20 protein-coding genes are annotated in these 20,010 nt (G+C 70.3%); 10 read left to right on the top strand and 10 right to left on the bottom strand.

Features of this window, described 5'->3' with window-relative positions; all coding sequences use genetic code 11:
* Nucleotides 1-2 precede the first annotated feature (2 nt).
* From G6N64_RS23630 to G6N64_RS23620, 3 genes are all read left to right on the top strand, one after another.
* The gene (locus G6N64_RS23630) at nt 3-1,028 is read left to right on the top strand and encodes a zinc-binding dehydrogenase (RefSeq protein WP_163800271.1); all 1,026 of its coding nucleotides are present in this window, start codon (nt 3-5) and stop codon (nt 1,026-1,028) included.
* A 61-nt stretch (nt 1,029-1,089) separates the two neighbouring features.
* Nucleotides 1,090-1,242, top strand: a complete 153-nt coding sequence (locus tag G6N64_RS23625; RefSeq protein WP_163800270.1) for a hypothetical protein — start codon at nt 1,090-1,092, stop codon at nt 1,240-1,242.
* Between the two features lie 118 nt (nt 1,243-1,360).
* Entirely contained in the window at nt 1,361-1,591 is a 231-nt protein-coding gene (locus G6N64_RS23620; RefSeq protein ID WP_163800269.1) for a hypothetical protein, read from the top strand.
* 5 nt (nt 1,592-1,596) lie between these two features.
* Here the strand turns inward: G6N64_RS23620 and G6N64_RS23615 are convergent, their stop codons facing one another.
* From G6N64_RS23615 to G6N64_RS23575, 9 genes are read right to left on the bottom strand one after another with little or no spacing between them, the layout of a single operon-like run.
* A complete protein-coding gene (locus G6N64_RS23615) occupies nt 1,597-2,427 on the bottom strand; it encodes an LLM class flavin-dependent oxidoreductase (protein ID WP_246230776.1) in 831 nt (276 codons plus the stop codon).
* Between the two features lie 14 nt (nt 2,428-2,441).
* Complete coding sequence (locus G6N64_RS23610) at nt 2,442-2,972, bottom strand: hypothetical protein (RefSeq protein WP_163800267.1); 531 nt, start codon at nt 2,970-2,972, stop codon at nt 2,442-2,444.
* Nucleotides 2,973-3,001: 29 nt separating this feature from the next.
* Complete coding sequence (locus G6N64_RS23605; RefSeq protein WP_163800266.1) at nt 3,002-4,489, bottom strand: sodium:solute symporter family protein; 1,488 nt, start codon at nt 4,487-4,489, stop codon at nt 3,002-3,004.
* A gap of 26 nt (nt 4,490-4,515) precedes the next feature.
* Nucleotides 4,516-6,117, bottom strand: coding sequence for a thiamine pyrophosphate-binding protein (locus G6N64_RS23600; protein ID WP_163800265.1), 1,602 nt, complete (start codon nt 6,115-6,117; stop codon nt 4,516-4,518).
* Nucleotides 6,114-6,353, bottom strand: a complete 240-nt coding sequence (locus G6N64_RS23595; protein ID WP_163800264.1) for a nitrilase-related carbon-nitrogen hydrolase — start codon at nt 6,351-6,353, stop codon at nt 6,114-6,116. Before G6N64_RS23595 ends, G6N64_RS23600 begins: the two co-directional genes overlap by 4 nt.
* A gap of 2 nt (nt 6,354-6,355) precedes the next feature.
* Entirely contained in the window at nt 6,356-7,801 is a 1,446-nt protein-coding gene (locus G6N64_RS23590) for a purine-cytosine permease family protein (RefSeq protein ID WP_246230775.1), read from the bottom strand.
* Entirely contained in the window at nt 7,794-8,768 is a 975-nt protein-coding gene (gene speB / locus G6N64_RS23585; RefSeq protein ID WP_163800263.1) for an agmatinase, read from the bottom strand. The genes G6N64_RS23590 and speB overlap by 8 nt, the downstream gene beginning before the upstream one ends.
* Complete coding sequence (locus G6N64_RS23580; RefSeq protein WP_163800262.1) at nt 8,765-10,336, bottom strand: purine-cytosine permease family protein; 1,572 nt, start codon at nt 10,334-10,336, stop codon at nt 8,765-8,767. Before G6N64_RS23580 ends, speB begins: the two co-directional genes overlap by 4 nt.
* Nucleotides 10,333-10,737 carry a nuclear transport factor 2 family protein gene (locus tag G6N64_RS23575; protein ID WP_163800261.1) on the bottom strand — a complete coding sequence of 135 codons (405 nt, stop codon included), beginning with the start codon at nt 10,735-10,737 and terminating at the stop codon, nt 10,333-10,335. Before G6N64_RS23575 ends, G6N64_RS23580 begins: the two co-directional genes overlap by 4 nt.
* 255 nt (nt 10,738-10,992) lie before the next feature.
* Here G6N64_RS23575 and G6N64_RS23570 point away from each other — a divergent pair, with 255 nt between their 5' ends.
* The 7 genes from G6N64_RS23570 (at nt 10,993) to G6N64_RS23540 (ending at nt 19,527) form a co-directional block, all read left to right on the top strand.
* On the top strand, nt 10,993-11,886 hold the full coding sequence (locus tag G6N64_RS23570) for an Lrp/AsnC family transcriptional regulator (RefSeq protein WP_163800260.1): 894 nt from the start codon (nt 10,993-10,995) through the stop codon (nt 11,884-11,886).
* 72 nt (nt 11,887-11,958) lie between these two features.
* Nucleotides 11,959-13,458, top strand: a complete 1,500-nt coding sequence (locus G6N64_RS23565; RefSeq protein WP_246231312.1) for an ABC transporter substrate-binding protein — start codon at nt 11,959-11,961, stop codon at nt 13,456-13,458.
* Nucleotides 13,459-13,484: 26 nt separating this feature from the next.
* Nucleotides 13,485-14,441 carry an ABC transporter permease gene (locus G6N64_RS23560; protein WP_163802070.1) on the top strand — a complete coding sequence of 319 codons (957 nt, stop codon included), beginning with the start codon at nt 13,485-13,487 and terminating at the stop codon, nt 14,439-14,441.
* The gene (locus G6N64_RS23555) at nt 14,438-15,319 is read left to right on the top strand and encodes an ABC transporter permease (RefSeq protein WP_163800258.1); all 882 of its coding nucleotides are present in this window, start codon (nt 14,438-14,440) and stop codon (nt 15,317-15,319) included. Before G6N64_RS23560 ends, G6N64_RS23555 begins: the two co-directional genes overlap by 4 nt.
* The gene (locus G6N64_RS23550) at nt 15,316-16,926 is read left to right on the top strand and encodes a dipeptide ABC transporter ATP-binding protein (protein ID WP_163800257.1); all 1,611 of its coding nucleotides are present in this window, start codon (nt 15,316-15,318) and stop codon (nt 16,924-16,926) included. The genes G6N64_RS23555 and G6N64_RS23550 overlap by 4 nt, the downstream gene beginning before the upstream one ends.
* A 185-nt stretch (nt 16,927-17,111) precedes the next feature.
* On the top strand, nt 17,112-18,809 hold the full coding sequence (locus G6N64_RS23545) for a hypothetical protein (RefSeq protein ID WP_163800256.1): 1,698 nt from the start codon (nt 17,112-17,114) through the stop codon (nt 18,807-18,809).
* A 187-nt stretch (nt 18,810-18,996) separates the two neighbouring features.
* Nucleotides 18,997-19,527 (top strand): M15 family metallopeptidase, encoded by a 531-nt coding sequence (locus G6N64_RS23540; protein WP_409370779.1) that lies wholly within the window; start codon nt 18,997-18,999, stop codon nt 19,525-19,527.
* Nucleotides 19,528-19,537: 10 nt separating this feature from the next.
* On the opposite strand, the gene G6N64_RS23535 is transcribed toward G6N64_RS23540, so the two are convergent.
* Complete coding sequence (locus tag G6N64_RS23535; protein WP_163800254.1) at nt 19,538-20,008, bottom strand: DUF5078 domain-containing protein; 471 nt, start codon at nt 20,006-20,008, stop codon at nt 19,538-19,540.
* Nucleotides 20,009-20,010 lie beyond the last annotated feature (2 nt).

Here is a 20,010-nt window from a genome sequence, read left to right as displayed (position 1 = left end):
CCATGCGGACAGTGGTCATCGAAGCCCCCGGGGTCATCAGCGTCGTCGAGACTCCCGACGCCACCCTGCCCGGACCCGACGGCGCCGTCGTCGCGATCACCGCCACGGCCATCTGCGGCTCGGACCTGCACTTCTACGAGGGCGACTACCCGCTGGTGCAACCCGTCCCGCTCGGGCACGAGGCCGTCGGCACGGTCGTCGAGGTGGGCCCCGACGTCCGCACCGTGTCGGTCGGCGACCACGTCCTGGTGTCCTCGGTGGCGGGCTGCGGCAGCTGCGCCGGGTGCGCGACGATGGATCCGGTGACCTGCGTGTCGGGGCCCCGGATCTTCGGGTCGGGCGCGCTCGGCGGCGCACAGTCGGAACTGCTGGCGGTGCCGGCCGCCGACTTCCAGCTGATGGTCGTCCCGGAGGACCTCGACACCGAGGAGGCGCTGCTCCTCACCGACAACCTCGCCACCGGCTGGGCCGGCGCACAGCGCGCCGACATCACGCCCGGGTCCACCGTCGTCGTCTTCGGACTCGGTGCGGTCGGGCTGTGCGCCGTACGCTCCGCCGTCGCGCAGGGCGCGGGCACCGTCTACGCCGTCGACCCCGTCGAGGGCCGCCGCGACCGCGCGGCTGCGTCCGGTGCCACCCCGCTGGCGCCGGCCGACGTCGGCGAGGTGCACGAGACCACCCGTGGACGCGGAGCGGCGTCGGTGATCGACGCCGTGGGCAACGACACCACGATGACCGCGGCGCTGACCTGCGTGCGCGCCGGAGGCACGGTGTCGGTGGTGGGCGTTCACGACCTGAACCCCTTTCCGTTCCCCGCGCTGATGAGCCTCGTCCGCAGCGTGACCCTGCGGATGACGACCGCGCCGGTGCAGCGGACATGGCCGGAGCTGATCCCGCTGCTGCAGGCCGGCCGGCTCGACGTCAGCGGAATCTTCACCGACACATACGCATTGGGCGACGCCGCTGCGGCGTACGCAGCCGTCGCATCCCGCTCGGGGGATTGCATCAAGGTGTCGCTCACCGTCTGAGGGTCCGCCGTCGAGGGAAAATCGGTTGCACCCGTGGCGTCGTGGCGCCTTCAATCGACGCATGGGAGAACAGCGGAGGGCGAGCGGGCGGGACTGGAGGCGACTCTGGCGCATCCCGCGGATGGCGCGCGACATGCGGCCGGCCGAAGACTGGGATCGGCTGGAGATCAACGCCATCGGATCGATGTGGGGTCGCGGCGACGTTCGCAGGTGACTACCGGCCAGCCGGTAGCGGACATGGGTGCCTGCGTCGATGTCCGAGGCGCGGGGATCGACGAATCTGGATTCATGCCCGATGCGGGCCCGTGAACTCGACTCAGGAGATGGACGTCATGACCTTCCAACCCACCCTCATCCTCACCGGACTGGCCGCAGGCGCGATCGCCGCGGGAATCGCGTTGGCGCCGAATGCCTCCGCGGCCCTCGGCTCGCCGTCCTGCCAGGACGGCGCTCAGTCGTCGACCATCTGCCAGTCCCCGGGGAACTACCAGGGAACATTCGGACCCACCACCCAGGCACCGTCGCAATTCGGGTACCCCTTCGGTTTCCTGCAGGGGTTCTGAGCGGCCTAGCCGCGCAGTAGTGGCTGAACGTGACCGGCGACTGCACGAATGAAGTCCGTGGCACCCGGTCCGACGGGCGGTTGCAGCACGACCGTGTCGGCGCCGGCGTCCACCCACCGGCGCACACCGGCCGCGATCCGGTCGGGGGTGCCGTGGACGACGAGATCATCGGCGTCGGAACCGATCTCCGCCCGGGTGCGGGCCAGCGCGTCGTCGTCCAGCGCGCACGCCACGTAGGAGACCACCCGGTGGGGCCTGCCGGCGGACGCCCGCCGAAGGATCGCCGTCGCGTCCCGGGTGGCGGCGGGTGAGGTGTGCCCGGTGAGGACGGTGCCCGCGGCCAGCTCACCGCTCAGGTGCAGGGTGCGCGGACCGGTCGCGGCGAACAGCAGCTCGACCGCCGTGGTGGGCGGCCACTGGAGCCCGACCCCCGACAGCCGCACGTACCTGCCGTCGACGGTCACGGTGTCGCCGCGCAGCAGCGCCGTCAGCGCGGTGCCGTACTCGCGCAGCAGCGTCAGCGGCGAGCCGACGCGTTCACCCACCTGCGCCATCCAGTCCTGCACGCCGTGGCCGATGCCGATCCGGAGGCGGCCGGGATAGGTGCGTTCGAGCGCGGCGATCTCCATGGCGACCAGTGCGACGTTGCGCAGCGGCACGGGCAGGACGCCGACTCCGACGGTCAGCCGACTGCTGTTCGCCAGCGCGATCGCCGCGGCGGACAGGCCGCCGTGGAGGAAGCAGTCCTCCCACAGCCACAGTTCGTCGAGGCCGACCTCGTCGGCGGTGCGCGCCGCAGCGACGAGTTCCTCGGGCGGGTTCTCGGGGCGGAACACGCACCCCACCCGCGTCACCGGCGGACCGATCCGGCCAGCGGCTCGCCGCCGCCGGACTGCAGGAGGCAGATCACCGTGCTGGGCAACGGGATTGCGCCGGTGCGGTCCTGCTTGGAATCGATGAGGTAGGTCACGGAGAGCCCGGCGCGGGTGCCGGCGTAGTCGGCGACGCCCGCGGCGCACGCTGCGTCGGCGACCCCGGTGATGGCCGCGTCGACCGCGACCGGAGCGAGCAGGTAGACCTCGGCGCGGTGCGGTGTCGAGCAGTCGACGACGGTGACGGTCGCCTCGCCCACGTCCACGGCGGGGACATCGGCGATGCACTCGCCCTCGGTGAGGTCCACCCACTGCTTGGTGGCCACCCCTGGCGGCGTCGATACCGGTGCCGCTGTCGACGACGTCGATGGCGCAGGAGGGGCTGCCCGGGACGAGGCGCCGGCCGACTCCGGCGTCGCGTCGTCGACGGGCGTCGGGTTCGATGAACACGCCACGAGCGCCGAGAAGGCAAGTGCGGCAACGGACACGTGCGTCACCGGGCGGACCATGCCGCCAGTCTAGGCCGTCGGGTCATCGGTCAGGTCGCGATGCGGTCCTCGGCGACCGGATCGCGACCGGCCAACCGGTTCTCCCACACCGCGAGGACGCCGGGGGGCGTCCGCGCCGTGAGCAGGCTGCCCACCACGTAGGCGACGAGGCTCGCGGCCAGGCCGAAGTAGATCGGCTTGTTGGCCAGCACGTCACCGACGGCCACCATGGTGCCGAGCGTGACGACGGTGCCGGCGATCATCGACCACAGGGCGCCGATGCCCGTCGCGCGCTTCCACAGGAAGCCGCCGAGGATCGACACCAGCAGGCCGCCCACCAGGATGTCGTACGCCACGGTCAGCGCGGCGACGACGTCGTTCAGCAGTGCGGCGATCACGATGACGACGATGCCCAGGACCACCACGTAGAGGCGGTCCGAATGCAGGTCGGTGGCGTGGCCGTCGCGATCGGACCGTTCGGCGTCGTCGGTACTGCGGTTGACGAGCCTCGCCAGCAGGGGCTTCACGTCCGTGCGGGCCACCGTGGCGGTCGCGATCAGGGCGCCGGACGCGGTGGACATCATGGCGGCGACCGCTGCGGCCAGCACGATGCCGCTGATGCCGACCGGCAGGATCGACTCGGCGATCTGGGCGTACACGTCGTCACTGGCCTCCACGTCGGGAAGGAACGTCGACGCGGCGGTGCCGATCAGGGCGCCCGCCACGCCGTAGAGCAGGCAGTAGACGGCCGCGGCCGTACCACCCCACTTCGCGACCTTCGGCGAGCGGGCGGTGAACACGCGCTGCCAGATGTCCTGGCCGATCAGCATGCCGAAGCTGTAGACCACGAAGAAGGTGATGATCGTGTCGGCGCCGATCGCGCCGAGGTCGAAGGCCGCGTCGCCGGCTCGCTCGCGGATGCCGTCGAGGCCGCCGGCCCTACTCCACGTGAACGGCAGCAGCAGGGCGAAGATGCCGATGGTCTTGAGGATGAACTGCACCATGTCGGTCAGCGTGATCGACCACATGCCGCCGATCGAGGAGTAGAGCATGACGATCGCTCCGCCGATGACGACCGACACCGTGCGGTCGGTGCCGAACAGCACGTTGAAGACCGTGGCGTAGGCGATGGTCGACGTCACCGACAGCATCAGCGTGTAGGCGACCATGACGATGCCCGAGGTGGACGTGGCGTCGACGCCGTAGCGCAGCTTGAGCATCTGGGCGACGGTGTAGACCCGCAGCCGCTGGATGCGCCCGGCGAACGCCACCGACAGCAGCAGCAGACCGACCGCGATCGCCACGACCAGCCACATGCCCGAGAGGCCGTACCGGTAGCCGAGTCCGACGCCGCCGACCGTCGACGCGCCGCCGAGCACGACGGCCGCCATGGTGCCGGTGTACAGCGCGGGGCCGAGCCGTCGGCCCGCCACGAGGAAGTCCGCGGAGTCCTTCGTGCGCGACTTGCCCCAGAATCCGAACGCCAGCATGGCGGCGAGGTAGACGACGACGATCGCGACGTCGAGTGGCTTGCCCATGGTGCGCTCCTGACTGGGTGGGTGAATTAGGTGAGTGAGAACATCCGCAGGACGGCGGGGAGGACGACGACCGCGGGGCCCGGGGTGGTGAACGTGTCCGCGACGACGTCGCCGACGTCCTCGAGTGTTGCTGCGTGGGCCGGGACGCCGAAACTGCCTGCCAGCGCGACGAAGTCGGGCCGGGCCAGTTCGGTCGCGGTGGCCTGGCCGAACGCATCGGTCATGTACTCGCGCAGAATGCCGTACCCGCCGTCGTCCACGATCAGCCAGGTGACGTCGGCGTCGTGCTGACGTGCGGTGGCCAGTTCGGCGATCGAGTACATCGCGCCACCGTCCCCGGAGACCGCGAACGTCCGCGTCCCCGAGCCCATGGCCGCCGCGATGGCGGCGGGGTAGGCGAAGCCGAGACCGCCCGCGCCCTGCGCGGAGTGGAACTCGCCGTCCTGCGGATCCCAGGCCGACCACGCCCAGTACCCGGCGATCGTCATGTCCCAGAACGTGTGTGCCGACGACGGGACGGAGCGGCGGAGATCGCGCAGCAGTCCGAGTTCGGTGCCGAGGTCCTGGCCGGCGAGCCTTTCCTCGACCGACCGCCGGAGGTCCGCGGCGATGCGTGCGCCGTCACCCGGTTCGCGGCGTCGAACCCGCTCCGCGATGGCGCGCAGGGCCGGGGCGGCGTCGGCGTGGATCGCCAGCGCGGGGTGGTTGGCCTCCAGCACGCGGGGTTCGGCGTCTACGTGGACGAGCCGGCCACGCGGGGCGAACGTGAAGTAGTTGCTCGTCACCTCGCCCATGGCGGTGCCGACCGCGAGCAGGACGTCGGCGTCGGCGAGCAGGTCGGTGGTGTGGCGGTCCTCGATCCACGACGCGGCCGACAGCGGGTGGTCGAAGGCGATCGCACCCTTGCCGCCGACGGTCGACACCACCGGTGCGTCGAGACGCTCGGCCAGCGCCACCAGCGCCTCGGGTCCACCGGGCGAGCGGCGCACGCCACCACCGGCGAGGATCACCGGCCGTCGAGCACCATCGAGCAGTTCGGCTGCGGCCGCGACCAGTTCGTCACGCGGCGGGCGTCCGGCGACGGCCGTCACCACCGAGGTGACCGGCGGTAGCTGGACGGGCTCGAGCAGCACGTCCTGCGGGATCTCCACCCAGGTCGGCCCCGCGGGCGCGGAGCGGGCGAGGCTCCAGGCGTCGGCGAGGGCGCTGGGGATCTCCGCGGCGTGGCGCACCACGGCGGTGCTCTTGGTGACGTTCGCGGCGCTGCGCTGCTGATCGTCGAGTTGGTGGAGCATGCCGCGGCGCAGGCCGAGTCCGTCACGCGGGACCTGGCTGGTGATGACGAGCAGCGGCACCCCGCTGGCGTAGGCCTCCTGCAGGGCGCCGAGCGCGGTCAGCGCACCGGGTCCGGTGGACAGGAACAGCACCCCCACCTCACCGGTGGCCCTGGCGTACCCGTCGGCGCCGAACGCCGAGTTGTTCTCGACCCGGGAGCTGACGAACCGCAGGTCGCTGCGGCGGATGGCGTCGAACAACCCCAGCGCGTGCTGACCGGGAATGCCGAAGACGTGCGAAACACCGAGTGCGGTCAGCGTTTCGACGACGACGTCGCCTCCGTTGCGGCTCATGACGTCGGACCGCCGAACTCGACCCCGCAACCGCGACGACGGTTGTCGACGCTGAGGTGGAAGACGTCGGGGCGCGTGTACGCCGGATTGCACGTCAGCCAGGTCTCGGGGAAGACGACCAACGACGCACCCTTGCGCGCTGCTTCGGTGACGTAGTGGGATGCAAGCGACAGTGAAGCGGCCAAATCGAGTACGGCCGAGGGCTGTTGGATGATGGCGACCGTGGTGGTGGGCATGCTCAGGAGGCCCGTTCGGGATCGTTCGCCGGCGCGGACGTGGCGTGGCGGCGCTCCGCCGTCACGTCGACACCGCGGGACAGGGCTAAATACAGCGCCCCCGACACGACGAGCCCGACGACGAATGACAGGTCGCCGCCGTCCAGGAGTTCGGCGACCGGCCCTACGTAGAAGCTGAGCGAGAAGAACGGGATCATGGCGAGGAACCCCAGTGTGTAGGCGAGCAATCCCCGCCACGACCACCGACCGTAGATGCCATCGGCCTTGACGATGTCGGCGATGGCGTAGCGGCCGCGCCGAACGAGGTAGAAGTCGACGAGATTCACGGCCGTCCAGGGGATCAGGAAGTAGAGCATCAAGAGCACGAAGCTGTTGAAGCTGCCCAGGTAGTGCTCGGGGATGAGCAACGCGACGAGCAGCGAGACCAGCCCCACGATGACGAGTCCCGCTACGCGGAGACGCCGGGTCGGCGTGACCCCCCGGAATGCGTCGACGGCCGTCGCACCGGTGAGCATCGCCCCGTAGGCGTTGACGCCCATGATCGAGAGCAGGGCCAAGACGGCGACGAGGACGGCGAACGTGCCGAAACCGGGGAACACCAGGTTGCCGCTGAACCTGATCGCCTCGATGGGATCGGCGTCGGCGATGTTGGCCGACAGGACGGCGCCGAGGGCCATCAACCAGACGGCGGAGAAGGCTGCGCCGCTGTACACCGCGGCGATCAGCTTCGGTGCCGATACGTTCGCGGGAAGGTAGCGCGTGTAGTCGGACACGTAGACCGCGTAACTGATGTTGTATCCGGCTGCCAGCGAGAAGACGGCGAGGAAGGCCGGTGCATTCCAGCCCAGCATGGGACCGTCCTCGGCGGGCACCGGCGTCGACAGGCCGAAGTGGCCCACCGCGGCGATGGTGACCACCGCGAAGACGACGACGAGCAGGATGGTCAGCCAGCGTTGCACGACGTGCAACAGGTCGTGGCCGATGACCGCGATGACGATGGAGACCGCGATGAGGAGCGGGTACCAGAGCAACGTCGCCTCGGGGTACAGGCCGATGCCCTGCGCGGCGAGTATGACGTCGAAGACGAGGAATCCGACGTACACGAAGACCGTTGCCGCGAAGGGGACGATCGCGCCGCGACTGCCGAACTGTGCACGCGACTGGATCATCTGGGGCAGACCCATCCGGGGCCCCTGGTTGGCGTGGAACGCCATGAAGAACGTTCCGACGCACACTCCGAGCGTGGAGGCCAGGATGCAGTAGCTCACACTCAAGCCCAGGCTCGGACCGATGAAACCCGTGACCATCGTGGGCAGGACGAAGTTTCCCGCGAACCAGAACGGACCCTGGTGCCAGACCTTGCCGTGACGTTCGGACTCCGGGACGAAGTCGATGGAGTGTGCTTCGATCACGCTGCCGGTGGGGGAGGGCTGGACGGAGTCAGGCACGGGGCGCTCCCTGGGCGTGGTCGTCCTCGTGCCGCATGGCCAACAGTGACACCAGGTCGTAGGCGACGTGTGACGCTGCGACGCCGGTGATCTCGGCCTGGTCGTAGGCGGGGGAGACCTCGACGACGTCGGCGCCGATGAGGTTGAGGCCGCGGAACCCGCGCAGGATCTCGAGCAGTTCGCGGCTGGTCATGCCGCCCGCCTCGGGCGTGCCGGTGCCGGGTGCGTGGGCGGGGTCGAGGACGTCGATGTCGACCGACACGTAGACGGGCCGATTGCCGAGACGGTCGCGCAGCTTGTCGACGACCTCGCGCACGCCCTGGTAGTAGACGTCCGACGACGTGACGATGCCGAAGCCGAAGCGGCGGTCGTCCTCGAGGTCCTTCTTGCCGTACAGCGGTCCGCGCGTACCGACGTGCGACAGCGCCTCGGTGTCGACGATGCCCTCCTCCACCGCCCGGCGGAACGGCGTGCCGTGGGTGTACTCCGCGCCGAAGTAGGTGTCCCACGTGTCGAGGTGAGCGTCGAAGTGCACCAGCGCGACCGGGCCGTGCTGGGCGGCGGCGGCACGCAGCAGCGGCAATGCGATGGTGTGGTCGCCGCCGATCGTGACGAGCCTGGTGCCGTCCCTGGTCAGGTCGGTCGCAGCACCCTCGATGGTCTCGATCGCCTCGTTGATGTTGAAGGGGTTGACGGCGATGTCACCGGCGTCGACGACCTGCGCGACGTCGAAGGGCGACACGTCGAGTGCCGGGTTGTACGGCCGCAGCAGCCGCGACGACTCGCGGACGTGGGTCGGGCCGAAACGCGCCCCCGGGCGGTAGGACACCCCGGAGTCGAACGGCACGCCGACGACGGCCACGTCGGCGCGCGCCACCTGGTCGAGGCGAGGGAGCCGAGCGAACGTCGCCGGCCCTGCGAACCTCGGGACCTTCGACGCGTCGATCGGTCCGATGGGCTGATTCACGAAACCTCCTGTGTTGCGGTGTCGTCGATGGACGTGATCGGGATGTCGGCCGACGGACCCATGGGGACGAAGCGCGCGCCGTCGGGACCGTAGGCATCCCTGGGCTCCGGGAACGCAAACAGCAGAACGGGATACAGGACCGCGGTCAGGCCGAGCCCGACCGGGATCGACAGGTCGATGCCGGCGGCGAGGTCGCCGAGGGGGCCGACGAACTGGCCGGGGGAGTTGACGAAGCAGATGCTGAGCGTCGCCGACACCAGCCACGCGCCGAGGCCGCGCCAGTTCCAGCCGTGGTAGAACCAGTACCGGCCGCCGCGTTGACGGCGGTTGAATACCTGCAGCGCGTCGGAGTCGTACCACCCGCGCCGGACCAGCCATCCGATCATCATGACGACCATCCACGGGGCGGTGCAGGTGACGATGAGGACCGCGAACGTCGAGATGCTCTGCACCACGTTGAACGCGAACTTGCCGACGAAGATGAAGGCGATCGCGATCGCGCCGATCAACACGGTCGCCTGGACGCGGCTGAAGCGGGGGAAGACGCTGGAGAAGTCGAGGCCGGTGCCGTACAGCGCGGTGGTGCCCGTGGACATTCCGCCGATCAGCGCGATGAGGCACACCGGCAGGAAGTACCACCCGGGCGACACCGCGAGCAGGCCGCCGACGTAGTTGCCCTCCTCGATGAACGCCGGCGCGGCCGAGGCCACGACCGTGGCGGTCACCAGACCGAACAGGAAGGGCACCAGCGTGGCGATCTGGGCACCGAACGCCGCCGCCATCGACCTCCACGGCGGGGTGTCGCGGGGGATGTAGCGGGCCCAATCACCCAGGAACGCACCGAAGCTCACCGGGTTCGACATCACGATGAGCGCCGCCCCCACGAAGGACGGCCAGTACAGGGCGTTGGTCGCCGCGTCGGCGTCCGGCCCGAAGATGCCGGCGTAGCTCGGGTCGAACGTGCCGCCGAACGCGATGATGCCCAAGAGGAACAGCACCGTGGCGGCGACCACGGCCACCTTGTTCACCAGCAGCATGAACCGGAATCCGTAGATGCACACCACCAGGACGAGCAGCGCGAAGACCCCGTAGGCCACGGCGATGGCGACGCCGTTGGGCGCTGCGTCGGGTGCGCCACCCATGGCGCGGGCGGCGCCGCCCACCAGGACGTCGCCGGACGTCCAGACCGAGATCGAGAAGAACGCGACCGCCGTCAGCAGGGACAGGAAGGAGCCGACGACGCGGCCGTGCACCCCGAGGTGGGCCGACGACGACACGGCGTTGTTGGTGCCGTTGCGAGGACCGAACAGCGCCATCGGGGCCAGGATCGCCGCACCCAGCACGAGCCCGAGGAGCGTGGCGAGCAGGCCGTCGCGGAAGGACAGGCCGAACACGATGGGGAAGGTGCCCAGCACGACCGTCGCAATGGTGTTGGCCCCGCCGAAGACGAGGCGGAAGAGGTCCAGCGGCGTGGCGGTTCGTTCCGCGTCGGGAATGGGTTCGACACCGTGGATTTCGACGTCGGTGACCCGCGGCGGCGGGGCGACGAGGCCATCGCCGGCGGTCACGCGTCCACCGCAGCCGGCGCGGTGGACAGGTGTTCGTGCACGGCGAGGAGGCGGTCGTCGCGCAGCGCGAAGACGATGGTCTCGCGTTCCCGGGTCTCGGACCGATCGCCGTCGACCTCGACGACGGTGTCGACGGTGTGGGTCAGCACCGCCACGTCGCCGAACGTCTGCACCATCCGGTCGCTGCTGACGCACGACACCACGCGCCACCCGCTCGTCAGCCACCCGGCCCACACGGTCTCGTAGGCGGCGCGGTCGTTCAGGCGCGCGGGCTCGGGGTGGAACACGAAGGTCGCGTCGTCGGCGAAGCACCCGAAGTACGCGTCGGTGTCGGTCGCCGCGAACGCCGCCACCAGCTCGTCGGTCGCGGCCAAGACTCGATCGCTGGTCAGCGTCGCCATGCGGGGGCTCCGGTCCGTGGTCTAGGTGGGGTGCGGGTCGTGTGGTGCAGGTCGTCGTGTGGTGCAGGTCACTGTAGGACTCGGTGAAGGTGGCTGCAAGCAGTTCGTTCGTTACGACGGTGTTGCGGATCACGATGTGTCAGTTCACCCCGAACGATCACCACTCTTCGGGTTCAATGACGGCAGATTCGCGCACGATGTGCCGCACGGGACGGGCGCAAAGATTTCGGATCGATTCCCAAGGAAAGGGCGGGCGTGGACCAGATCGACGAGGCCATCGTGGCGCTGCTCGAGGTGGACGGCCGGCTCACGCACCGTGAGATCGCACGCCGGGTGGGACTGTCGCGGTCCACGGCCGCCATGCGCGTCCAGCGGCTCATCTCGAGTGGGCAGGTGGTGGTGCGAGGTGTCGTACACCCGGCGGTGATCGGTCGCGGTGCGCTCGCCCACGTCGGCCTCACCGTCACCGGGCCGGCCGCGCCGATCGCGGCGACCATCGCACGTCGCCCGGACGTACCCTTCCTCTCGCTGACCAGCGGCCCGCACGGTCTGGTCGCGGAGGTGCGCGCGGCGTCGACGGCCGAGATCGACCGCACCATCGCCGCCCTGCGGGGGCTGACGGGTGTGGTCGGCGTGGACACCCTCACCTACGTCGAACTGGTCCGCGACGTGGTCGGGCCGGTGGGAACGGTCGGCATCGAGGTCGACGACGTCGACGTCGCGCTGCTCCGCGGGCTGCAGGAGGACGGCCGCGCGTCCTACGTGGAACTGGCTGCAGGGGTGGGTCTCTCGGCCGCAGGTGCTCGTCGGCGGGTGGTCCGCCTACTCGATGCCCGCGTGGTGCGCATCGGCGCCGTCGTCCGGCACTCGGGTCAGGATCGCCAGAGCGCCATGGGTTTCGGCATCCGGCTGGCCGGCGGCCACCACGAGGTCGTCACGGCGCTGGCCGCCATGCCGTCCGTCATCTTCGTGGCCAGGACGCTCGGCCGGTTCGACGTCCTCGTCACCGTGCGCGCCTTCTCCGCCGCGCAACTGGTCGGTCTGCTCGACACGGTGCGCGCCCTGCCGGGCGTGAGTTCGCTGGAGAGCTGGGCGCACCTCGAGGTCGTCAAGGAGTCCTACGCCTCGGGTCTCGACACTCCGGCGTGACCGTGCGCCGGAGGTGTTCTCCGGCGGCCGAATGGGTAACCGACCCGGATGCGCTGGTCGGGGAGCGTCGTCATGCTGGTGGTCGCGCTTCTGCTGACGGCGTCGTGCGCACCCGCTCAGCGGGTCGACCTCGGGGATTCGTCGGGCAATCTGATCGCCGCGATCGCCGGTGAGCCCGACCAACTCGACCCGCAGAAGACCAGTTCCTACTTCTCGTTCGAGGTGCTCGAGAACGTCTTCGACACGATCGTCGAGCCCGACGAGAACCTCGAGATGCGACCGGCGCTCGCCGAGTCGTGGACGGTGTCGCCGGACCAGTTGACGTGGACCTTCCGGCTGCGCGGCGGCGTGACCTTCCACGACGGCAGCCCCTTCACCGCCGACGACGTCGTCTACTCCTACCGTCGCATCATCGACGAGAAGCTCTCGAACGTCGACAAGTTCAGCGCCATCACCGACGTGACGGCCCCCGACGACCGCACCGTCGTCATCACTGTCGCCCGGCCCACGCCCAACCTGCTGACCAACCTGGGTGGCTTCAAGGGCATGGCCATCGTGTCCCGTGCGAACGTCGAGAGCGGCGAGATCGCCACGCACCCCGTGGGAACCGGGCCGTTCGCTTTCGTCTCGCAGCGCAGCGGCGACTCGATCGTCCTGACCGCCAACCGCACCTACTGGGGAGGTCGGCCGAAGATCCCGGGCGTGACCTACCAGTTCATCTCCGAGCCGTCGACCGCGCTGTCGGCGCTACAGGCCGGCGAGGTCGACTGGACGGACGCCGTTCCGCCGCAACGCGTCACGCAGCTCGAGGAGGACGACTCCGTCCACCTCGCGGTGACCCCGAGCAACGACTACTGGTACCTGGCGCTGAACGAGGCGCGTGCGCCGTGGAACGACGTCCGGGTACGCCGGGCCATCGCGTTCGGCATCGACCGGGACGCCATCGTGCAGGCGACGAGTTACGGCACCGCCGCCGCCAATCAGCTGGCGATCCCCAAGGGCAACCCGTGGTACATCGGCTACGACCGGTACCGCTACGACATCGGGGAGGCCAAGCGACTCCTCGCCGAGGCAGGCGCGGCGCCGACCACCATGGACATGCTCGTCACCAACGAGTATCCCGAGACGGTGACCGCCGCCCAGGTGATCGCCGACAACCTCGCGCCGCTCGGCATCGAGGTGAAGATCCGGACGGTCGACATGGCCACGTGGCTCGACGAGCAGAACACGGGCAACTTCGACATGCTGATGATGGGCTGGCTGGGCAACATCGATCCCGACGACTTCTACTACGCCCAGCACCACACCAACGGCGCCAACAACGCCCAGAAGTTCTCCGACCCGCAGGTGGACCGCCTGCTCGACGCCGGCCGCGTGCAGACCGCACGGGACGCCCGCGCCGACGACTACGCCAAGGCGGCCACCCTGATCGCCGACGGGGTCAGCTACGTGTATCTGTACAACCCGTCGGTCATCCAGGCCTGGAACCCCCGTCTCACCGGCTACGACGCCCGGCGTGACGGCGCGATCAGGTTCCGATCGGCGGCACTCGACGGGACGGACGGCCGGTGACCGACACGAAGTCCCTTCCCACGTTCATGACCCACCCGGTGACGAGGTTCCTGGCCCGCCGCGTCGCCTACTCGCTGGTGGTGCTCGTCGGCGTGCTGGTCGTGGTGTTCGCGCTGGTGCAACTCGTCCCCGGTGATCCCGTTCGCATCGCGCTCGGGACGCGCTACACGCCCGAGGCGTACGAGGCGCTGCGGTCGGCCAGCGGTCTGGACCGGCCCCTGGTGGCGCAGTTCTTCGGTTACCTGACCGGAGCGGTCCGCGGTGACCTCGGCGTCAGCTTCCGCAACGGAGATCCCGTGTGGGGCATCCTGATCGAGCGACTCCCCGCGACGGTGTCGCTGGCGGCGGTCGGCATCGTCGTCGCGCTGCTGATCGCCCTGCCCGCCGGGATCTGGTCGGCGCTGCGCGAAGGCCGCCTCAGCGACGCCGTCGTGCGCGTGACGACGCAGTTCGGCGTGTCGATCCCCGACTTCTGGATGGGCATTCTGCTCATCGCCCTGTTCTCGACCACATTGGGCTGGCTCCCCACGTCGGGGTACCGGCCGCTCTTCGGCGACCCCGTCGGGTGGCTGTCGCACATCCTGCTGCCGGGGCTGACGGTGGGTCTGGTGGCCGGTGCCATCCTGACCCGCTACGTACGTTCGGCCGTATTGGACGTGGCCGCATCGGGATACGTCCGCACCGCCCGATCGAAGGGGCTGTCGCCCAAGGTGGTGACCTTCCGCCACACCGTGCGCAACGCCCTGGTGCCCATCCTCACCATCACCGGCATCCAGCTCGCCACGATCCTCGGTGGCGTGATCGTCGTCGAGGTGGTGTTCGCCTGGCCGGGGCTGGGCCGTCTGGTCTACAACGCCGTCGCGTCGCGCGACTACCCGGTGATCCAGGGTGCCGTGCTGCTGATCGCGGTGCTGTTCCTGCTCATCAACCTGATCGTGGACCTGCTGTACGCGGTCGTCGACCCCCGGATCCGGCTGTCATGACCGAATCGACGCCCGACCGCACTCGCGTCTCGTCGTGGCGGCTGCTGCTCGGCAACCCCGTCACGGTGGTGAGCGCCGTCCTGCTGCTCGTCGTGGCCATCGTCGCCCTGGCGGCGGAATGGTTGGTGCCCTACGGCATCAACGACGTCGACGTGCCGAACGCACTGCAGGGCCCCAGCGGAGCGCACTGGTTCGGCACCGACGAACTGGGTCGCGACGTCCTGTCCCGCGTCCTCGTCGCCGTGCAGGCCTCCATGCAGGTGGCGGTGGCGAGCGTCGCGTTCGCGGTGATCGTCGGCGTGTCGATCGGCGTCGTCGCCGGGTATCGCGGCGGGTGGACCGACGCGATCGTCATGCGGGTCGTCGACGTCATGTTCGCGTTCCCGGTGCTGCTGCTGGCACTCGCCATCGTCGCGATCCTGGGCCCCGGCGTCACGACCACGATGCTGGCCATCGGCGTCGTCTACACCCCGATCTTCGCCAGGGTGGCGCGCGCCAGCACGCTGTCGGTCCGCGTCGAACCGTACGTCGCGGTCTCGCGAGCGATGGGCACCGGACACGGCTACATCCTGGCCCGCCACGTATTGCCCAACATCGCGGGACCGCTGATCGTCCAGACGTCGCTGTCGCTGGCGTTCGCGATCCTGTCCGAGGCCGCGCTGTCGTTCCTCGGCCTCGGCATCCAACCGCCCGAGCCGTCGCTGGGCCGGATGATCTTCGACTCGCAGGGCTTCGTGACGCTCGCCTGGTGGATGGCGGTCTTTCCCGGTGCCGCGATCTTCCTGATCGTGGTGGCGTTCAATCTGTTCGGCGACGGGCTGCGCGACGTCCTCGATCCCAAGCAGCGCACGATGGCCGAAGCGCGGAGGCAGCAGTGAGTGATCCGGTGCTGGCCGTCGACGACCTGCGGGTGCGGATCGGTCGGCACGACATCGTCCGCGGCGTCTCGTTGAGCGTCGAGCGCGAGCAGACCGTGGGCATCGTCGGCGAATCGGGTTCCGGCAAGTCGATGACGGTCCTCGCGGCGACGGGCCTGCTCGACGCGCCGGCCGCCGCGGTCAGCGGATCGAGTCTGCTCTCAGGGCGGGACGGCGCGGCGTCGACGCAGCTCGTCGGTGCGTCGGTACGAGCGCTGCGCCGCGTCCACGGCGACCGCATCGGCTTCGTGTTCCAGGACCCCGGCACGTCGCTGAATCCGATGCTGACCGTGGAGCGTCAGATCACCGAATCACTGGAGGCGCACCGACGGAGCACCCGGCGCGAGGCCCGCACCAGGGCGCTGGAACTGCTCGACGCCGTCGGACTGCCGGACCCCGAGAGCCGGCTGCACTCCTACCCGCACCAGCTGTCGGGCGGCCAGCGGCAGCGGGTGATGGTCGCCATCGCCCTGTCCTGCGATCCCGAACTCCTCGTCGCCGACGAACCGACGACGTCGCTCGACGTGACCACCCAGGCCCAGATCATCGACCTGGTGCGCACTTTGCAGCGCGACTTCGGCACCGCGGTGATCTGGATCAGCCACGACCTGGGCGTCATCGGGCAGGTCGCCGACGAGGTTACCGTCCTGCGCGCCGGCGAGACCGTCGAGCAGGCGCCGATCCTCGACGTGTTCGACCGGCCGCGGCACGACTACACCCGCGAACTCCTCGCCGCCCGACCGGTTCTCGGCGCGGTGACGCCCGAGCCGGCGGCCGCCGACGCGCCGGTCCTGCTGGACGTCGCGGGCCTCGACGTCCGGTTCCCCGTGACGACCCCCACCGGTCGCTCGACCGTGCACGCGGTGTCGGACCTGTCCTTCACGGTCCGAAGGGGCACCACACTCGGAGTGGTGGGCGAATCCGGCTCGGGCAAGTCGACGGTCGCGGCCGCGCTGACCGGGCTGGTGACACCGGACGCGGGCACGGCCACCCTCGACGGTGCCGACCTGCTGGCCCGTCGCGTCGACAGGTCGCTGCGAAGACGGGTCGGGCTGGTGTTCCAGGATCCGTTCTCGTCGCTGGACCCCAGGACGCCCGTCGGCACCGCCATCGGCGAACCGCTGCGCGTGCACCGCCTCGCCGGCGACCGCTCGCAGCGACGTACCCGCATCGCCGAACTCCTCGACCTCGTCGGACTGCCCGCCGACTTCGCCTCGCGCTACCCACACGAGCTGTCCGGGGGGCAGCGTCAGCGGGTCAGCATCGCCCGGGCACTGGCGATGGAACCCGACCTGCTGATCCTCGACGAGTCGACGGCGTCGCTGGACGTGTCCGTGCAGGCGCGCGTCCTCGACCTGCTCGCCGACCTGCAGCAGCGGCTGACACTGACCTACCTGTTCATCGGCCACGACCTCGCGGTCATCCAGCGGATGAGCCACGACGTCCTGGTGATGCGCGGCGGCCGCGCCGTCGAGTACCGGCCCGCGGCCGAACTGTTCGCCGAACCCGACGACGACTACACGTGCCGACTCCTCGCCGCCGTCCCGCCCGCGCGTCCCCGGGTGTAACGAATCCCGCGAATCCGCGATTGATCGGGTAGAGGTACCGATGTGTGGGCTCGACCGCTGTCAGGGCGGTCGAGCAGTAGTGAGATGGGCGCTACGGGATCAGGGTCCCGTGTTGGGGGAGTTGGCTGCGCGTGGCAGCCGTGGCGGAGACGTCACGCTCCTGGAATCGAAGGAGTCGATGCACGATGGGTGCACGAGAAGTGTTCGAGCAGAGGCGGATTGCCGCAACGATGGCCACGGGAGTGGTCGTGTCGATGACCGCGCTGGTGGCCGGCGTCGCGCCCGCCCTCGCGCAGCCCGGCACCGGCCCGTCCGGTCCGACGACCACCGTCGCGGTTCCCGAGCCCGCGGCCGAACCGACGGAGCAGCCGACTGCCGTGCGGGAGGCGCCCGCCGCCCCGCCCGTGACGCAGGCCCCGGTCGAGGCCCCAGTGACGCAGGCCCCCGTGACGCAGGCCCCGGCCCCGCAGGCCCCCGCCACCCGTGCCCCCGTGACCGAGGCGCCGGTGGTCGAGGCTCCCGTCACGCAGGCGCCGGTGGTCGAGGCCCCGCCCGCCACCCGGGCGCCCGCGGTGGTCGAGCCCACGCCGGAGACACCGGCCCCCCGACCCAGGACCACGCCTCCGGCGCCGGCACCCTCCACCACACCGGCGCCGGCACCGGCACCGAGTTCGGCACCGGCGTCACCCGAGGCCCGTCAGCCGGAATCGCCGACGCCGTCGTCCACGCCTGCACCCAGGTCCGAGACCGCCGCACCGGGGGAGACGACGCCCGCCGCGGCGCCGACCACCACGCCCACCCAGCCGACCGACCCGTCCGAGACCACCGGACCGTCGGAGGCCCAGGAGAGCCCGACGTCCGGTAGTCCGACCTCGGAGAACCGGTCGACCGAGACGTCCGAGTCCGCCGAGCAGACGGCCACGTCGAGCGTCTCCCAGGCGGCGCGCGTCATCGAGACCGCCGAGCCGGAGACGCTCGTCGCACCGAAGGACGACGTGGCGGTCGCGAAGACCGCCAAGGTGGTCGAGCTGCCCGACCCACTGCCCGCGCCCAAGGAGGAGGTCGACTCCATCGCACGGCTGATCGACCTGCCGAACGTGCCGCGGGACCTCCCGGGCCTGGACCGGGTTCGGGACGCCGGCCGCGTCGACGACCTGGCCCGCCGGCCCGGCGCCTGGGATCGCAACGTCCGGCAGTGGCGCCCGGACTGGGTGGAGTACGACGACTACTACCGTCCGGTGCTCAGCAATCCCTACCGCGATCCCGTCCGCATCGTCTACGTCTACGAGAACCGGCCCCGGATCGCGTACATCCCGCCACTGTCGCGGATCGTCCTCGAGGTGGCCCAGTACGCGGCGTACAGCTTCACCGCCGTGGTTCAGGGCGCCGTCGACACCGTCGCGAACGTGGCCGTCGGCAGCTTCTTCGGCGGCGGGTACTTCCCCGGGATCGGTCTGCCGCTGCCTCCGCCCCCGCCGCCGCTGCTGCGCTACGACAACGTCCCGGTCTTCGTGAACTACTCACAGGCCCGGTACGAGCCCTTCCGCGTCCAGCGCATCATCGACGTCGGTGACGATGCTCGATTCGGCGAGCGCAAGGTGCTGCTCGACGGCGTCACGCCGGCCTGGGGTCAGTGGCGGCAGGGCGCAGGCGGTGAGCGACAGTTCGAAGTGCACCGCACCCAGCAGTTCCCCGGCCTCGACCAGCCGAGTGAGGCGCCGCTGCCGGGTGACTACCAGCTCCGGTTGCTGTCGGACGAGGCACCGTCGTCGGGTATGAACCGGCGTGACGTCTACCTGATGTCGGCCGCCGGTCTCTGCGCGGTGCTGAGCGTCGGTGCGGTTCTGGTGGCCATGGCGATGGGACGGCGTCGCAACGTCTAGTGGTCGCGCCGCCCGTGCGGTGTCTCGCGGGGTCGTGGCGGTCGTGACGTCGGTCGCGGCCGCCACGGTCGTCGCGGCGTGCGCCACGACGGTGCCGGAGCAGCCGCCGTCGTCGCAAGCGTCCACGGCGCGGTCGTCGACTACCACCTCGGCGACTCCGAACGACGTTGGTGCCGTTGTGCATCCGGTGAGTACGGCCGAACTGGGGGAGACCTGGCGGCCGGGGTGTCCGGTGCCCGCGGAGCAGTTGCGCAGGGTGAACCTCGCCTACCTCGGCTTCGACGGACGCACGCATCGCGGTGACCTGGTGGTCGCGCAGGACCTGGTGGCCGACGTCGTCGACGTGTTCGCCGAGCTGTACCGCCAGCGGTACCCGATCGCGAGGATGCAGACGGTCGACCGCTATCCCGGCGCCGTCGACGAGGCGTCGATGCGCGACAACAACACGTCGGCCTTCAACTGTCGGCCACTGCCCAGCGGCCGGTGGTCGCTGCACGCCCTCGGGCGGGCCGTCGACGTCAACCCGCTGCTCAACCCGTACGTGTCGGGTCGGGATCTGCAACCGGCGACCGCCGGCGCCTACCTCGACCGCAGCCGCCGCGAGCCGGGCATGCTGCACGCCGGCGACGCGAGCGTGGACGCGTTCGTCACCCGCGGCTGGCGGTGGGGCGGCGACTGGCGCCTACCGAAGGACTACCAGCACTTCGAGAAGCGGTGAGCCGCAACCGTTACGGCGTGACCGGCCAGGCCCACACGGACATGTCGCCGCGCGGGTAGTTCATGCAGACGTCGGTGGCCTTGGCGACGACGCCCTTGTTGTTGAAGAAGACCTTGGCCCAGTTGCCCCAGCGGGTGGCCACCTGCTCGTAGTAGACGTTGGTGGCGGTGTCCTCGGAGTACTGCCGCCGTGCGGCGGGGCTCAGCGAGTAGAACCAGTGGATCCGGTCGACGGCCGACTGCTGTACGTCCGCGGGGCGGTTGTTCTTGTCGATGATGTAGCGCTCGAAGTACACCGGGCTGGTGTCGCGGGCGGCGGCGAGGTACTGCTCGGCGTCGCACTGGGTCTCGATCTGACGCCTCGGGATCGGGAAGTCGTCGGTCGAGTCGGCGGAGGCGGGCACGGCGAACGTCGTCGCCGCGATGCCGAAGGCGGCGGCGACGAGGCTGCCGCGGAGCGTGAGGTTGCGCATGCTCTTCATGA

The sequence above is a fragment of the Mycolicibacterium sediminis genome, from assembly GCF_010731735.1.
In the GTDB taxonomy this organism is placed as follows: domain Bacteria; phylum Actinomycetota; class Actinomycetes; order Mycobacteriales; family Mycobacteriaceae; genus Mycobacterium; species Mycobacterium sediminis.
This window is presented reverse-complemented; position numbering and strand designations above follow the sequence as displayed.

Bases quoted from the DNA above. Each gene is read 5' to 3' on its own strand.
- G6N64_RS23600 (WP_163800265.1), bottom strand. From the start codon at position 6,117: ATGAGCCGCAACGGAGGCGACGTCGTCGTCGAAACGCTGACCGCACTC.
- G6N64_RS23535 (WP_163800254.1), bottom strand. From the start codon at position 20,008: ATGAAGAGCATGCGCAACCTCACGCTCCGCGGCAGCCTCGTCGCCGCC.
- G6N64_RS23620 (WP_163800269.1), top strand. From the start codon at position 1,361: ATGACCTTCCAACCCACCCTCATCCTCACCGGACTGGCCGCAGGCGCG.
- G6N64_RS23560 (WP_163802070.1), top strand. From the start codon at position 13,485: ATGACCCACCCGGTGACGAGGTTCCTGGCCCGCCGCGTCGCCTACTCG.
- G6N64_RS23575 (WP_163800261.1), bottom strand. From the start codon at position 10,737: ATGGCGACGCTGACCAGCGATCGAGTCTTGGCCGCGACCGACGAGCTG.
- G6N64_RS23625 (WP_163800270.1), top strand. From the start codon at position 1,090: ATGGGAGAACAGCGGAGGGCGAGCGGGCGGGACTGGAGGCGACTCTGG.
- G6N64_RS23610 (WP_163800267.1), bottom strand. From the start codon at position 2,972: ATGGTCCGCCCGGTGACGCACGTGTCCGTTGCCGCACTTGCCTTCTCG.
- G6N64_RS23630 (WP_163800271.1), top strand. From the start codon at position 3: ATGCGGACAGTGGTCATCGAAGCCCCCGGGGTCATCAGCGTCGTCGAG.
- G6N64_RS23605 (WP_163800266.1), bottom strand. From the start codon at position 4,489: ATGGGCAAGCCACTCGACGTCGCGATCGTCGTCGTCTACCTCGCCGCC.
- G6N64_RS23595 (WP_163800264.1), bottom strand. From the start codon at position 6,353: ATGCCCACCACCACGGTCGCCATCATCCAACAGCCCTCGGCCGTACTC.
- G6N64_RS23565 (WP_246231312.1), top strand. From the start codon at position 11,959: ATGCTGGTGGTCGCGCTTCTGCTGACGGCGTCGTGCGCACCCGCTCAG.
- G6N64_RS23555 (WP_163800258.1), top strand. From the start codon at position 14,438: ATGACCGAATCGACGCCCGACCGCACTCGCGTCTCGTCGTGGCGGCTG.
- G6N64_RS23545 (WP_163800256.1), top strand. From the start codon at position 17,112: ATGGGTGCACGAGAAGTGTTCGAGCAGAGGCGGATTGCCGCAACGATG.